17 protein-coding genes are annotated in these 13,994 nt (G+C 37.6%); 5 read left to right on the top strand and 12 right to left on the bottom strand.

What is annotated here, in order from left to right; genetic code table 11:
* From fliQ to asd, 6 genes are all read right to left on the bottom strand, one after another.
* Entirely contained in the window at positions 1–264 is a 264-nt protein-coding gene (fliQ, locus tag ND812_RS15210; protein ID WP_012389491.1) for a flagellar biosynthesis protein FliQ, read from the bottom strand.
* Positions 261–1,070, bottom strand: a complete 810-nt coding sequence (fliP, locus tag ND812_RS15215) for a flagellar type III secretion system pore protein FliP (protein ID WP_265376239.1) — start codon at positions 1,068–1,070, stop codon at positions 261–263. The genes fliQ and fliP overlap by 4 nt, the downstream gene beginning before the upstream one ends.
* Positions 1,067–1,852, bottom strand: a complete 786-nt coding sequence (locus ND812_RS15220) for a FliO/MopB family protein (protein ID WP_265376240.1) — start codon at positions 1,850–1,852, stop codon at positions 1,067–1,069. The genes fliP and ND812_RS15220 overlap by 4 nt, the downstream gene beginning before the upstream one ends.
* A 41-nt stretch (positions 1,853–1,893) precedes the next feature.
* Entirely contained in the window at positions 1,894–2,964 is a 1,071-nt protein-coding gene (gene fliN / locus ND812_RS15225; RefSeq protein WP_108959294.1) for a flagellar motor switch protein FliN, read from the bottom strand.
* 96 nt (positions 2,965–3,060) lie between these two features.
* Positions 3,061–3,381, bottom strand: coding sequence for a DUF971 domain-containing protein (locus ND812_RS15230; RefSeq protein WP_100718993.1), 321 nt, complete (start codon positions 3,379–3,381; stop codon positions 3,061–3,063).
* Between the two features lies 1 nt (position 3,382).
* Entirely contained in the window at positions 3,383–5,629 is a 2,247-nt protein-coding gene (asd, locus tag ND812_RS15235; RefSeq protein WP_265376241.1) for an archaetidylserine decarboxylase, read from the bottom strand.
* A gap of 35 nt (positions 5,630–5,664) precedes the next feature.
* On the opposite strand from asd, the gene ND812_RS15240 reads away from it, so the two are divergent.
* The 4 genes from ND812_RS15240 to ND812_RS15255 are packed head-to-tail and all read left to right on the top strand — an operon-like array spanning position 5,665 to position 7,532.
* Positions 5,665–6,489 (top strand): LIC_11366 family protein, encoded by an 825-nt coding sequence (locus ND812_RS15240; protein WP_265376242.1) that lies wholly within the window; start codon positions 5,665–5,667, stop codon positions 6,487–6,489.
* 39 nt (positions 6,490–6,528) lie between these two features.
* The gene (locus ND812_RS15245) at positions 6,529–6,768 is read left to right on the top strand and encodes a hypothetical protein (RefSeq protein ID WP_108959296.1); all 240 of its coding nucleotides are present in this window, start codon (positions 6,529–6,531) and stop codon (positions 6,766–6,768) included.
* Positions 6,765–7,112, top strand: a complete 348-nt coding sequence (locus ND812_RS15250) for an arsenate reductase family protein (RefSeq protein ID WP_265376243.1) — start codon at positions 6,765–6,767, stop codon at positions 7,110–7,112. Before ND812_RS15245 ends, ND812_RS15250 begins: the two co-directional genes overlap by 4 nt.
* Complete coding sequence (locus tag ND812_RS15255; RefSeq protein WP_265376244.1) at positions 7,113–7,532, top strand: SRPBCC family protein; 420 nt, start codon at positions 7,113–7,115, stop codon at positions 7,530–7,532. It begins immediately after the preceding gene.
* Between the two features lie 7 nt (positions 7,533–7,539).
* Here ND812_RS15255 and lpxD read toward each other — a convergent pair whose 3' ends face one another.
* A complete protein-coding gene (gene lpxD, locus ND812_RS15260) occupies positions 7,540–8,559 on the bottom strand; it encodes a UDP-3-O-(3-hydroxymyristoyl)glucosamine N-acyltransferase (RefSeq protein ID WP_265376245.1) in 1,020 nt (339 codons plus the stop codon).
* A gap of 102 nt (positions 8,560–8,661) precedes the next feature.
* Here lpxD and ND812_RS15265 point away from each other — a divergent pair, with 102 nt between their 5' ends.
* Positions 8,662–9,141, top strand: a complete 480-nt coding sequence (locus tag ND812_RS15265) for an OmpA family protein (protein WP_265376246.1) — start codon at positions 8,662–8,664, stop codon at positions 9,139–9,141.
* Here the strand turns inward: ND812_RS15265 and ND812_RS15270 are convergent.
* The 5 genes from ND812_RS15270 to ND812_RS15290 are packed head-to-tail and all read right to left on the bottom strand — an operon-like array spanning position 9,131 to position 13,914.
* Positions 9,131–9,682 (bottom strand): TIGR04282 family arsenosugar biosynthesis glycosyltransferase, encoded by a 552-nt coding sequence (locus ND812_RS15270; protein WP_322113702.1) that lies wholly within the window; start codon positions 9,680–9,682, stop codon positions 9,131–9,133. The two genes, ND812_RS15265 and ND812_RS15270, sit on opposite strands and share 11 nt — an antisense overlap.
* Complete coding sequence (locus ND812_RS15275) at positions 9,663–10,949, bottom strand: MptA/MptB family glycosyltransferase (protein ID WP_265376248.1); 1,287 nt, start codon at positions 10,947–10,949, stop codon at positions 9,663–9,665. Before ND812_RS15275 ends, ND812_RS15270 begins: the two co-directional genes overlap by 20 nt.
* A gap of 16 nt (positions 10,950–10,965) precedes the next feature.
* Positions 10,966–11,691: a glycosyltransferase family 2 protein gene (locus ND812_RS15280; RefSeq protein ID WP_265376249.1), complete on the bottom strand. Its 726-nt coding sequence runs from the start codon at positions 11,689–11,691 to the stop codon at positions 10,966–10,968.
* Positions 11,669–12,991 carry a multiheme c-type cytochrome gene (locus ND812_RS15285; protein WP_265376250.1) on the bottom strand — a complete coding sequence of 441 codons (1,323 nt, stop codon included), beginning with the start codon at positions 12,989–12,991 and terminating at the stop codon, positions 11,669–11,671. Before ND812_RS15285 ends, ND812_RS15280 begins: the two co-directional genes overlap by 23 nt.
* A gap of 2 nt (positions 12,992–12,993) precedes the next feature.
* On the bottom strand, positions 12,994–13,914 hold the full coding sequence (locus ND812_RS15290) for a sulfurtransferase (protein WP_265376251.1): 921 nt from the start codon (positions 13,912–13,914) through the stop codon (positions 12,994–12,996).
* Positions 13,915–13,994: the final 80 nt, after the last annotated feature.

Consider the following 13,994-nt stretch of genomic DNA (forward strand, 5'->3'; position numbering starts at 1 on the left):
TCATATCTTTTCGATCATAAAAAAGATTTCTCTTGTATAGTCCGTCATCACACGCACCATCCAGGCTGAAAAAAAGACAATCACTGCAAAAATGGAAACGAGTTTTGGTACAAACGCAATCGTTGGTTCTTGGATGGAAGTAGTTGTTTGTAAAATCCCGACAATGAGACCAACCACAAGAGCTGTGATGAGAATTGGACTTGAAATTTTCAAAGTCACAATAAAGGCTTCCCGCATCATATTGACCACATCTACTTCTGTCATTTATAACTCCTTACGAGTTCTAGTACAAGTAAGTTCCATCCATCAATTAAGATGAAAAGAATGAGTTTTAACGGAAGGGAAATCATGACAGGAGGTAACATCATAAAACCCATCGCAAGTAGTGCCGAAGCCACAATTAGATCGATGACGATAAAAGGGATAAAGATATAAATTCCAATGATAAATGCTTTTTTGATCTCACTCAGCATAAAAGCAGGCACAAGCACATAAGATGGTACATCTTCAAATGATTTCACATTTTGTACTTTGCCAATTTTCAAAAACAGAGCTACATCTTTGGTTCCATCTTTTCCGAGTTGCCTGATCATAAATTGTCGCAGGTGTTTCATGGATCCTTCCATAAATGCAGACTGGTCAATTTTTCCGTTTAAGTAAGGTTGTAGGGCTTCCTCATTCACCTTCCCGATAGTCGGTGCCATGATAAAAAAAGTGACAAACAAAGCAAGACCCATCATAACTTGGTTAGGTGGAAGGTTTTGTAAGGAAAGAGCTCGTCTCACAAAATCAAAAACAATCACAACTTTGGTAAACGATGTCACACTCATCACAATCGCGGGCGCAAGCGAAAGGATCGTGACAAGAAACAGAATCATCAGCGATAAACTGGTTTCCCTTGGTCCTCTCGCCTCATTTACGTTAAATGATAGATTTGGAATTGGTATCCTTGATCCTTTGTCTTGGGCAAGAAGTCCCGCAAACCCACTGGCAGAAATCAGAAACAAGATACTAATGAGAAAAATAACAGATTTATGTCTCTTTAAGAAGGAAAAAAAACGAAGTTTCATGCCTCTCCTCCCTCCAAAAGTTTACGGTGTTTGCGAAGCCGTTCCAAACCTTCTTTTGCCTTTCGTTGGATTTCGGCCGCTCCATCCATTTCCAAACCTTCCATTTGGTTTGAATTGATGCGAATTTTCCTTTGTGCTTTGGATTGTAAACTTTCAAGCACTGTTTCCAAAAAGTTGGGAACGTAAGGATCCGCTTCTTCTTTCATTTTTTGGATTTGGTTTTTTTCCTCTGGAGCCGTGACTTCTGTGAGTAAACTCACTGATCCATCAGCAACACCTAACACAAGAGTACGGCCACCTACTTCGATGATTTGCACCGATTGTGTGGCAGACAAAGGCAAACTCGAAAGTACCTTCATAAACCCTTTAACAGGGTATTTTGCTGATTTTGATTTTTGCATTTGCAAAACCAAATAATAACCAGCACCAACAAGGATCGCGAGTACAAATAAAATCTTAACTAAAATCCAAGTTGCCGAAGGTGAATCATCTTGGTTTTCATTATAACGTTCTTGGATTAAATTGGGTTCTTCTTGTTTATTTCCATCCGCCGACTGACCCGCGTTAGCTGAAGGACTAAACCCATTTCCTTGTTTCCCATTTGATTGGTTGCTTGAGTCTAAATTCGAACCTGAATTTCCATTCGAACTACCTTCAGAGGCACTCGGTTTGGATTTGGATTCACCTAATTCTTGGCGTAAAATCTGATCGAGTTCTTTGGTTTCTGAATTCTGAGAAAATAGTGGGAAAAAAGAAAAAAGAAAGAGTACAGAAAAGTACATAACTTTCCCACTTCGACTTTTCTTTTTCCTTTCTGTTTGGATCATTTTTCGCCTTTGAGTCTGTCGGTAGGACTAACGATATCAGTGACACGAACACCAAAGTTTTCATCGATCACCACAACCTCACCTTTGGCGATGAGTTTGCCGTTCACAAGTAAATCCACTGGCTCACCAGCTAACTTGTCTAGTTCGATGATAGAACCTTCCCCTAACCCCAAAATGTCTTTGATGTACATTTTGGTTCTTCCGAGTTCCACGGTAAGAGCCATTTGTACATCCATAAGGAGATTGAGATTGGTTTGCCCTGGTCCACCACCAGCCGTCGCAAGTGATGGAAAGTTGACACCTTTAATTCCAACAGAACCTTGTCCGCCACCCATGCCCATATTGGGTTGCATGTTGACATTCATTCCGCCGGACTGTTGTTGTTGTTTTTGACCACCACCCTTCTGGATATCCAGGATGGAATTTGCCATAGTCAAAGAGATTACATAATAGACTTTAAAAGATCCAACACCATCAATATTCAAACTGAGGGAAGTTTTCACCAAACTACTGTCATCTGGAAGTTGTAAATCACGCCCAGAATTCACAAGTGAAATCTCAGGTGGGCTACCAGACATAGTTCCACCAAGTTTCATACCAATTTGTGCAGTAACAGTGCCAAGGATCGGAGCAAGTGAATCTTTTAGGGTTTGGAGTTGTGCGTTATCGAGTTGGCCTGGAGGAGCCATTCCTCCCATCATCACACCTGCAATTTTTGCAGCGTTCTCTTGTGCCATGACAAGACAAACTCTTCCCGCCAAACTGCCGCTAATGGTTGAATATAAACTTACCGACTTAGAGCCCAACTCTTTTTGGATGTCAGCAGAGGAGCTCGATTCGGTGGCAGGGTTCATAAAACGAGTGTTTTTTGCCAAGATCGTGCCAAGTGTGTTCCCCGCCACCTGGAATGCAGAGCCGATCACATCGGAAATAATGTCGCGGTCAATAGGAGATAGGTTGTCCGATGACGAACTGGATGCGCCACTTAAGGAAGAGAGGTCGAATGTATCATCCGCACCTTGTAGTAATGCGTCTATCTCGTCTTGTGAGAGTGAACCTTCACCCATGCCCTTTTATCTCCGGAAAAACTTAGGATAATGAGACATAATACGAATGTTTTTGTCACTCAGTTTTTTTCCGAATTGACAAAAAGTAACCAAACCTCAGTCAAAGGCGCCGGAATTTCCCTCAGCGTAGGCTCGTAAATGGTCATAGGAATAAATTCCCGTATTGTGGTAGTCGCTCCACACGATGGAAATCGCATACCGACCTACTTTGGTCCAAGAGATGAGTTTGATGGAGTCTATATGGCCGGTTGCTTGCCCCACTTTCCCACCATGACCACCCCGGCAAGTCGCACAGGGGCATTTTTTACGTAGGTCTAACAACGAGTATTTGCTTCCATGCCCGTCTTTCCACTCGATATAGAGGTAGTCGTCATCGAAAGAAATTTCTTTTGGGAAGGTAGCAAGTTGTGAATTCATATTAGAATTTTACCGGTAGGCTTGTTTTTTTGGATTTAAAATGTCCGACAGTGGTTCCGTATTGGATTTTATCTCCAAGTTGGATGTTTGTCAAATCAATCGTGTCGTTTTCAAACACTAAGATCACGGTGGAACCCATTTCAAAACGACCCATCTCAGAACCTTTCTCAATCATGATGGAGACGTCTTTGTAATGGTGTTCTTTGGCAAAACGAATCCAATTATTGGTCACAATTTTATTATCATAGGTCACGCGGATTTTTCCCACATTGGATGCCCCTACTTTGATCACGGCAATTTTACCATATTCAGTTTGTAAGAAGGTGATGAGTCTCTCGTTTTTTGGGAAAAGACCTCGGATATTGAGAACCGCTAAGTCGTTCACAGGGAATAACTTTCCTGGTTCATAATAGTATCCTAAAATTTGTCCAGCAAATGGACTGTGGATTCTATGGTAATCTTGTGGGGAAAGATAAAAGGTAATGTATTTACCGTTCGTAAAATGTGGGTAAAACTTCTCGGAACCTAACAACTCTTTTACGGAATAATCAATTCCTTTTGCTTGGATGATGGTAGATTGGTTGATATTTCCGAAACTTGTGATTTTTGAATCTGTTGGAGAAACTACTGCATTGGGTGCGGAGTCAATGATACGGGCTTCGGCACGAAGAGCACGAGTGAAAAACTGATTGAGGGAAGCATACTCTTTGATTTCAAGTTCCGCTTCACTTAAATTGATCTTATAGGCTTTTGCAAATGCCTTTAGGATCGGGATCATCATAAATCTTGGCAGTTTGAGAGTCGAAAAATACCCAAAAATTTTGGAGATTAGGTTTTTAGGAAGTAAGGTTAAAAAGAGTAAATAAATATCTTTGAAAATTTCATACCTTGCCCCTGATTCAGAGAGGTATTTTTTGAGTTCCAGATTGGCAGATTTGCCAAGTAACATGAGAGACACTAGCAGTGGAACACTTGTGATGACAGCTGACACATACCCCCAATGCATCACAAAACTTAAAACATCAACGCCATACTTTACATACAAATAAGCAAAACCAAGTGTTGACCCAATGAATAACATCCTAAAAAAGTTAGCAAATTTTTCACCAAACACATAAAAGGCGTTCTGTTCACCACTGTAAAACCAACCAGCCAAACTCAAAACCCCAAAACATAAAAAGGACACAACAAACAAGATGACAGGAATGGAATCCTTTTGTTCCAGAATTCGACCAGGGAACATTAAAATTGTTTCGAGGTTTACTGCCCCATATGAGTACAAAACGTACCCAACCATGGTCGCCATAACAAAACCTTCGAAGAAGGATGCGAGCATACTCACTAATCCTTGTTTTGCAGCATAGTCAGTTCGAACTACTCCAGCAATCCCAGATGACTTTCCAACAGCAGTTTCTGTTGATAAAAAGAAAGTACTTAAGGAAACAGAAAGAGCTCTTAATACTCCAAATGCTCCTCCACCTTGCAAGGCTTTAATTGAAAATGCTTCTTTGGTTACATCTGACAAAAATCCAATAAAGGAAATCATCCCATTGGAAAAAAGGGAAATGTAGCCAAATAAAAATAATAAAATTCCAATTGGTGCAAGGACACTTGCTGCTTTCCCAACTCGCCTAACACCACCGATTACGATAAACAGTAAAATAACAGAAAGAGATATGGGGCCAGACAATCCAGTTAAGCTAAGGCCTTCTTTGGTTAAGTAAGTGAGTCCCACAAAAGGAAATATCCCCCCAAACACAAGCACTGTCACAAGACTTGCCAAGGAAAAGGCAACCGCGAGCCACTTCGCACGAAGGGCTTTTTCGATGAAGTACATGGGTCCAGACAGATAACGGCCACTCGGAAGTTGGTTTCGAAATTTAACTGCCAAGGTGGACGAAACAAAACGTATAGGCATCACAAAAAGACTCATGACCCAAATCCAAAAAAGAACACCAATTCCACCGTAGGCGACGGCAAGAGCAGTCCCGATGACCGAACCTGCAAGTAATGAGGAACCTATCCCTGCAAAAAAAGCTTGGGAATGTACAAGTTGCCCTCTGGACCCTTTAAAATCCATGTTTCCCGTTAGAATTTTGAGGGACAAAAAGAGGAATCGGATCTGAGGGAATCCCAATCGAATGCTTAAGTAAACTGATGCGATGAGGATGAGGTAAAAATATGGGCTTAGGATGTCTGATCCTAAAATGAGATTAAACTTAGATCCGTTTTGAAAGAGTGTTTCCATATAGGTTCTTCCTCACGAAATTGGATGAAATTGTTATGTCAAGATGTATTGTAATCCTTTCGTTTCCCGTTTTTCTAATTTCCTTTCTGACAAGTACGGGCCTTACTGCAGAACCATCTGGAATTGAAGTGGGGATGCGTTATGGTGCTGGAGAAAGAATCCCTGGGCGGTTTGATGGTGACTTAAGGCAATTTTCTTCCACGTTTAACCCTCTCGTTTTTTCTGATGTAAATATCAAAGGTGGGAAAACAACCAATCTATATGAAGGATTTGTTCGTTTTTTATTAGATTCTAGAAATCGAGTTGGCTTTTATGTCGGCAGGAACGATTGGCAAATCCTGCAACTAACTGAAGTTACAAGTGATTCATACTACACAAAATTGAATTCCGAAATTTATTCCTATCATGTCCTTGGGATGTATCATTTTTCGATGCCTATCTTCCGAAATTGGGAATGGGAAAATGGAGCGGGAATGGGTTTTACTTCTGCTGATTGGAATATTCGTGGGTATTCCATCGGAGAGCCGCTACCCAATACTCAGTATTTCAACCAAAGAGGTAGACTTAGAGGCAGCGGACTTGTTTACCGTGTTGAAACTGCCATCAATCACAGGTTATACGAAAATACTTTTTTCCAAGTTGGAATTGGGTACCATCACATCGCAATTGATAAATTTAGCGGAAATTATAACGGAGAAACATCAAGTTTTTACATTCGGGCGGATGGTCGAGTGGGTGTCATAGATGATACAAGGATCATCGATGCGACTGTGAGCACTGCACAAACATTTCGGAGGTTAGATATGAATACAGGTGCATGGACATTGTATTTTTCAGCCTTCCAAAGGTTTTTGGATTGACGATCCTAAAGAAAGGATGAAATTCTTTAAGAAAATTACATGAAATCCCCAAAAATCATTACCATCGGTATCAAAGAATTGGCCCACCAAAAGGTCATATTGGCTGCTTGGTATAACTTTCTAAAAGAAAACTTCGATGCAAAAAAAGTTTCCGCAGAAGAGTTTACATTGTTTTTGCAAGCACATGTTATGTATGATTTGGATAAAGATCAAATTGAATTGATGTTATCTGGATCAGAACCATTACTAGAAGAATTCAAAAAGTCAATCTTTGGATGAACCTCCAGATCTTCGGCACAAAAAAATGCAAAGATTCTAAAAAGGCACAACTCTTCTTTCAGGAGAGACGTATTCCTTTTCAATTTATCAACTTACAAGAAAAAGAAATGAGCAAAGGGGAACTCAGATCCATACTTGGAAGTGTAAATTTAGATGATTTGATCGATACCGAATCTAAACTTTATGAAGACAAAAACCTAAAATACATGTTATACGATAAAGAAGAGGCCTTATTAACAAATCCCCTTCTGTTTAAAACCCCTATTGTGAGAGATGGCAAAAAAGCAACGATTGGATTTGTTCCCGATGTTTGGAAACAGTGGATTCATGATTCCAAAAAATAAATGATAGAAACAAAAGTAGAAACCATCATTCAAAAACCTGTTGCCGAAGTTTTCGCTTACATTCGCAATATGGAAAATCAAATTCACTTTAACAAAAGTATCCACGAAGCAATAGCAATTAACCAAGACGCTACAGAATACAAAATCCAAATTGATTTGGGAATCTTCAAATTAAACGAAACTTACAAAATCAATGAAATTGTTGAAAATAAATTGATTGTTGCAAGTTGTACAGCAAATGGAATGAAGTTCACTGATCGATATGAATTTTCTGAAAATGGTTCTTTTTGTTCGATCAGTGTCACTGACAAAATGGAACTGAAAGGCCTATTCCAATTGAGTGAAGGCCTTGTCAAAATGAATCTTAAATCACAAATGATTGAAAATCTACAGTCGTTAAAAAAGATTTTAGAATCTTAATCCCTTCCTACTTTTCAGAGTTTTTGCGTTTTGCATGGCCTTTTACAAGTTCAGGCAATAAAGGCAAGGAAGTATGGATTCGATGCATTTCAAGGGCAGGCCTTGCTGGGATTCCGAAATATGCAGTTTTTTCCTTTGAGTCTTCTGTTAGTCCAGATAAACCCAAAAGAATAGACCCCTTTTTCATCGTTAGGTGTTCTGCGACAGCAGATTGCCCTGCCAAAAAACATCCATCTTCGATGGTAACCGATCCTGCTAGAACTGTTGCACCTGCGATATAAACGTAATTCCCTACTCTACAATTATGACCAACGTGAACATGGTCATCAAATTTTGTAAAATTTCCGATGGTTGTAGATTCTAAGGCAGCTCTATCTACCGTACAATGTGCACCCATTTCCACATCATCACCTATAATCACATTCCCAATTTGTGGAACTTTGTAACGAACACCTGCATAATCGTAAAATCCAAATCCATCGGCGCCAATCACAGTATTTGAATGGATCAAATTTCTTTTTCCTATTTTGCAATTATAATAAATGACAACACCAGACTTGATAACTGTTTCATCCCCAACTTCTACATTTGGTTCCAATACAACATTTGGATACAATACCACATTATCTCCGACAACAACATTCTCTTGGATGACAACAAAATCCATGATCGTTACATTTTTACCAATCTTAGCAGTTGGATGGATACTTGCTTTCCCAGAAACAGAAGATTGAATACTTGGCTTCTTCTCAAATAACGAAATCACTTGAATGAATTTTACTTTTGAACCTTCCTCAGGAACAATGATAGCGTTCGGAAAGGATGATGCTAATGAATCAATCGTCAGAGCAATTTTAACTTCACTTGCTTTTTGATGTTTATTTAAATACTTTTTTGAAGCCACATAATAGATGCTATTCGGATCTACTGCTGTATGATGTTCTAAGTCTTTTATGCCATTCACTTCCAAATCACCATTACCAGTGAATTTTGCATTTAAACGTTCTGCTAACTCTTTCAGTTTCATATTCAACCCTTAGATGAGAAAAATTACGAGAAGGGACATATTTCAATCATAATTTTCAATCCCTATCTTCTGAAAAAATAGAAACTTACCGAAATTAATTATATGCCTCTTCATAAAACCAACAAAGTACTAGTTTGCATTTTGTTAACTTACACTGTTCAATACTTTTCTTTGCCATTTCCAAATTTGTTAGCTGAAGAAGGTGTCATTTTCGAAAATCCATATAAAAAAACTGAAAAACAAACAGACGTTACCCAATTCACTATTTATTTTTCGAAAAAATCCAATCTGATTCCCAAACAAGACCAAGTGAGACTACAATCAGTCGCAGATTTTTTATACCGGAATCGAAACTATGAGGTTATGATCAGTGCCCATGCAGTGGAAGGAAAAACAAACAGGGAGAATGTATTGATCAGTGAAAAACGATCATTAGAGGTGGAACGTTTTTTACTCATCCACTCTGTAGAACCTAACCAAATTAGAAGACTTTTCTATGGAAATTCAAAATCTCCAAACCAAACAAAAGAACATGAAGCTCTGAATCGAAGAGTTGAAATTTCACTCCAACCTATTGGTTAAATTTTTCTTCCCATTCTAACCAATCTTTCTCAGTATCTATATCATTTAATTCGGGTAAAATTGAGACAGTAAGATTAAGTTCCTTAATTTTTTTGATGGTTAAATTAAATACCAATTCCGTACTCCACGGAATTCCTTCAAACAAGGAAGCTTTAAATTCTTTCATACCCAATAAATAATAACCTCCATCTTTTGCCGGACCAATGACAATATCATAATTTTCTAATGCATTATATGCATCTTCAAAAATTCCTTCTGTTAAATAGGGGCAATCTGTTCCAATGATCAAAATTTGATTAAAAGACTCTTCAAATTCTTCCCGAAAGGCATCTTTCATTTTTTTGCCCAAGTCACCTTTGGTTTGTACTTTGAAAGAATACCCATTCTTAAAATAGGAATTTGTTTGGATTGGAATTTGGTCCCAATAAACAGTCTTCGAAATGTTTAGTTTCGTCGTGATGTCTTCTGTGATGTGTAATAATTTCTTATAGATATCTAATGTAGTTTTATCGCCGAGTGTCTTAGCTAAACGAGTTTTCACTTGCCCTTGGATCGGTTGTTTTGCGAAAATAATCAATTTCTTTAAATCCATATAAACCTATAACCACAAATGATAGAACCCAATATAAGTAAAAATAATTCTCAGAAACGTAAATCAGATATGATAAGAAAGTAAGGAATACAAGCAATGACTGCCATAGTAGATGTATCCGATTTACCACTCCTAGTAGAATGAATAAAATCCAATACCAAGGGTGAATGACGGGCGACCATAATAAAAAACAAAAATAGAAAACAAACAATCGTTTTTCCACAGGGAAGTTACGAAAATTTTGGTTTATGAGTAAATAGAAAAAAAGGAGACCACACAAAGACAACGAAAGAAATCCTGATAGATATGCATGTCCCATCTGATTCAAAATAAAATAAAGGAACGGTTCCAATAGTCCAGCAAAACGAAAGGAATGAAAAAACAACCCAATGCCCTTACTCCCCTGTGATTCTAAATTTGCAAATACAGTCAGTTTCCAGATGATAAAAGAAAAGATTACACCAATCAAAACATATAAAATATTGCGTTTCTCTTTTATATAACCAAATGCAAATAATAAGGCGTTAAATTTTAGCTGTGTTAGAATTGATAAAACCATGCCTTGTTTCCAATTGTTTTTAGTTTGGAGTAAGAGAAATATCCAAGGAATTAATAAAATCTCAGGGTGCATCTGGGAGATCCCTTCAATGAGGATGATCGGATTTGCAAAATAGGCCCAATAAAACTCCAATGATTCATTTGGAACCATACGCCGGATCAGTGACAAATTCACCAAATCAACCAAAACAAAAACGATCTGAACTCCTAAAAACATAGAATGGAATAATGAATTTAGAACTGAACCTACCACAAAAAACAGAAGTAAAAACAATGGGTAAACAGAGTAATAATGAGAACTATTCATATTCGAATATAAGATCTTAAAATGTTCGTCGATATTGGGATGTAGGTTCATCCACTCACTGGGAGTGAGTTCATATGGGAATTGGCCACTCAAAAGTATATTTGCATCAAATAGATATCTGTAAACATCATCACTGAAATGAGGAGTTGACCCAATGACAACACATCGGAGTACAAAATTGTATAAAAAAAATATCCAAAACTGATTTTTAAAAACGTTTAGTTTTTTTCCTAAAAAGAAAAAATACAAACTTAATAAAACTGCCGAAATGATAACAATCGTAAATGAATTTCGATCAAATCCATTTACCACAAAAAACAAAAGAAAAGGATAAATGAAAAAGAGTAACATTCCACTCCCAAGTTTTTCACTTACCAAAAAAAAGTAATTTAAAAAATGTATAAAGAATTTTACACCCAACTCGAAGTGACATAGAGAGAGTCCCTGAAATTTTGGAAACTCCAGCAATCCTCTTTCGGTATTGAACAGGAATTTCAATCACCTTCATATTTTTTTGTAATGCCTTAATATGCATTTCAATGTTCCATCCCCAGGTTGTATCTTTCATTCCAAGAATCAGTAAAGATTGGTATCTGATGATTCTCAATGGTCCCATATCTGTGTAATGTGTCCCAAAGAATATTCGAATGAGAAAACATGTTAAGGCATTGCCAAAAATTTGAATGGGAGAAAGTGATCCCATTTCTGCATTTCCCAATGTCCTTGAACCGATTACTAAATCAGAATTTGATTCGCGAATTGTCTTAATGAGTGTTTGGATGTCATTTGGATCATCTGATCCATCTGCATCGCAAAAAAGAATGTATTCTGGCTGGTAATTATTTTTTTGAATCCAATCTAATGCGAGAAGGCATGCATTTCCGTAACCTATTTGAGGGCAGTCCAATACATTGATACCCATTCGATTGACAACGGAGAATGTTTCGTCCTTTGAGGCATTGTTCACGACAATAAAATTTTTAATTGATAATCCTGAATTTTGAATTAGACCACTTAATGCCCGTTCAATGCCTTCTTCTTCATCCCTAGCCGGAATGATACAAAGAATATTATTCTCCTCTTCGTTCTGCATTTCTTTTGAATAAACTTTCCAAAGGAGTATCTTTCCTCGATTTACTTTTTACATAATAAACACTTTCGATCACAATGGAACTATGAGGGTAAATCGCCTTAATTTGTTTTACTTGATTTCTATAAGTTTCAGGGACATCATTTGAAGACTGAACCATATAATCTGAAGTGATATCTTTCAGACGAACATGGATTGCTTGGAAGCGAAACTTGGTAATTAAATTGGATTTTGGAATCGATGGCAATTCCCATTTAAACGTCTCTCCGAATGGGATACGTGAATCGCCGATTTTTTTTGCTTTTGGTGACCACTCCCACTCTTGACCAATTTTTGATTCATTCCTATAAATTACGTTTCCAAACTGATCGATACCCTCGATCACAAAACGATAAAAACGTTCTGGATCACCTGAGGTAACATGATGGTTTGCATTTTGATTTTGCAATTGTAACTGAATGTTGCCATTTTCCCATTTAAAATTAGAAAGGACAAGCCCTGGTTTGTATCCCAGACGAATTTGTTCTTTGTACAAATCAAATCGTTTGGGAACTCCCCCACCGATAAAACCATGTCTGTGAGCAACACGCACAGGACGATTGAAGGAAGATTTTACAAATGATCGTTTCACTTCTGGTAAGTGACAATAAACACATGATTTGTCCGAACTTGTATTTTTTAATTCAGTCCCTGTTTGAAAAGAACAAACCAAACTTTGATTAAGCGTATAAGTTTCATTATGGCAATCATTACATCTATTTTTCAAAAACTCACGATTGATTTGAACTGGATGGGGAGGAGATGTCCCACCTGATCCACCAATCACATAACTTTGATTTGATTCTTTATCAACTCGAACATGGCATGTTGCACAAGTAATGGCCTCCTCCTTCATCTCAGGATTAAAATATGGATTACTGACTTCAATTGGATTAAAATAATTTCCTCCACGTAAGGCGATCGTAATCATTTCTCTTTGGTTTTGGACTGGAATATGGCAATTAAGACAAATCCATTTGGGTGAATTTGATTTTGCTAATTCAGATTGGAATTGGACATCACTCAGAGCATTTGCATGTGTGGAAAGTTTCCACTCTTCATAAATTTCTGTGTGGCAATTACCGCAATTTTTTGCTGTCGGTGCTCCTACTCCTTTTAGATCGGGAAGAGTAGGTATCGGTTTTGCCCAACTTTTCCCTGGAAACACTTCTTCGATTGGGACTTCCCTTCGATTTTCATTTAGATAGTAGCCAGTAACAATGGTTACTGAAATGAGTAAGAATATAATAAAACGCTGTTTCAATTTTATTTTTCCAATGGTAATTCTTTGTAAGAAGACCATTCCCACATTGATCCTGAATAATTATAAGCGTTATAACCATAAGATCGTAAGATTCCAACAACAAATGCAGATCTTACACCACCTGTACAATAGGCAATGACTGGTTTTGACTTCGTAATTCCTAATTGTGTGAGTGAGTTTTCCACTTTTTCTTTTGTTCTGATTTTACCATGGTCATCAAATAAATTTTGGTAAAAAAAGGATTTTGCGCCAGGGATATGGCCTCCTCTGAATTCCCCATATGGTGTGGAACCAGAAAATTCTCGTGGTTCCCTTGTATCTAAAATTTGGTAAGACCCTTGGTTTAAGTGTTTGGTGATTTCATCCTTTGTGATATCTGTATGAAATTGGCTTTCTTTTTCTGCAAATAAGAAAGATTGATTCGATTCCCCTAGGGAATTCATTTTATTTTTTCTTTGATTTATTACTTCTTTAAAAGATGACACATCTCCATCAAACCAAAACGACTTTGTATATCCAACTTCTCGTAAACTCCAGACAATCCGACCTTCTTCTCCCCATCCATTTTTTCCATCACCTAACACAATGATGAGATCAGATGTTTCAATTCCTAAACTAGAAAGTTTTTTTTGAAGGGATTTTGTCTCGAGTAATTTCCCACGATTGGGAGTTTCTTTCTGGGAAAGGTCTTCCCAGCTGAGAACAATTGAATTTGGCATTCTTTCTTTCACACGAGAATGAAATGACCTAGTGTCGATTGTTTTGAATTCGGGGAGTCTTAAGGTCTCATTCGTTGTTAAGAACCAAGTTTCCGTTTTGGTTTTAGGATGAGCTTTGGATGGACCTGCCGTTAATTGTAACCAAAGAGCCCAAAATAAAGAAATGGCAAATAGATAAACTCCATAGGTTTTCTGGATTTTCATACAATTCCCCTCCCAAGTCAACATTGAGACTCTTCTAAGACGAATTTTCGTCAATAAAATAAACATTTCCTCCAAGAAAG

This window comes from Leptospira limi (genome assembly GCF_026151395.1).
GTDB lineage: Bacteria > Spirochaetota > Leptospiria > Leptospirales > Leptospiraceae > Leptospira_A > Leptospira_A limi.

Excerpts from the sequence above, each read along its gene's own strand:
- fliQ (WP_012389491.1), bottom strand. The coding sequence starts at position 264 with ATGACAGAAGTAGATGTGGTCAATATGATGCGGGAAGCCTTTATTGTG.
- ND812_RS15255 (WP_265376244.1), top strand. The coding sequence starts at position 7,113 with ATGATAGAAACAAAAGTAGAAACCATCATTCAAAAACCTGTTGCCGAA.
- ND812_RS15230 (WP_100718993.1), bottom strand. The coding sequence starts at position 3,381 with ATGAATTCACAACTTGCTACCTTCCCAAAAGAAATTTCTTTCGATGAC.
- ND812_RS15250 (WP_265376243.1), top strand. The coding sequence starts at position 6,765 with ATGAACCTCCAGATCTTCGGCACAAAAAAATGCAAAGATTCTAAAAAG.
- ND812_RS15280 (WP_265376249.1), bottom strand. The coding sequence starts at position 11,691 with ATGCAGAACGAAGAGGAGAATAATATTCTTTGTATCATTCCGGCTAGG.
- ND812_RS15245 (WP_108959296.1), top strand. The coding sequence starts at position 6,529 with ATGAAATCCCCAAAAATCATTACCATCGGTATCAAAGAATTGGCCCAC.
- fliN (WP_108959294.1), bottom strand. The coding sequence starts at position 2,964 with ATGGGTGAAGGTTCACTCTCACAAGACGAGATAGACGCATTACTACAA.
- ND812_RS15265 (WP_265376246.1), top strand. The coding sequence starts at position 8,662 with ATGCCTCTTCATAAAACCAACAAAGTACTAGTTTGCATTTTGTTAACT.
- lpxD (WP_265376245.1), bottom strand. The coding sequence starts at position 8,559 with ATGAAACTGAAAGAGTTAGCAGAACGTTTAAATGCAAAATTCACTGGT.
- asd (WP_265376241.1), bottom strand. The coding sequence starts at position 5,629 with ATGGAAACACTCTTTCAAAACGGATCTAAGTTTAATCTCATTTTAGGA.
- ND812_RS15290 (WP_265376251.1), bottom strand. The coding sequence starts at position 13,914 with ATGAAAATCCAGAAAACCTATGGAGTTTATCTATTTGCCATTTCTTTA.
- ND812_RS15240 (WP_265376242.1), top strand. The coding sequence starts at position 5,665 with ATGTCAAGATGTATTGTAATCCTTTCGTTTCCCGTTTTTCTAATTTCC.
- ND812_RS15275 (WP_265376248.1), bottom strand. The coding sequence starts at position 10,949 with ATGTTACTCTTTTTCATTTATCCTTTTCTTTTGTTTTTTGTGGTAAAT.
- fliP (WP_265376239.1), bottom strand. The coding sequence starts at position 1,070 with ATGAAACTTCGTTTTTTTTCCTTCTTAAAGAGACATAAATCTGTTATT.
- ND812_RS15220 (WP_265376240.1), bottom strand. The coding sequence starts at position 1,852 with ATGTACTTTTCTGTACTCTTTCTTTTTTCTTTTTTCCCACTATTTTCT.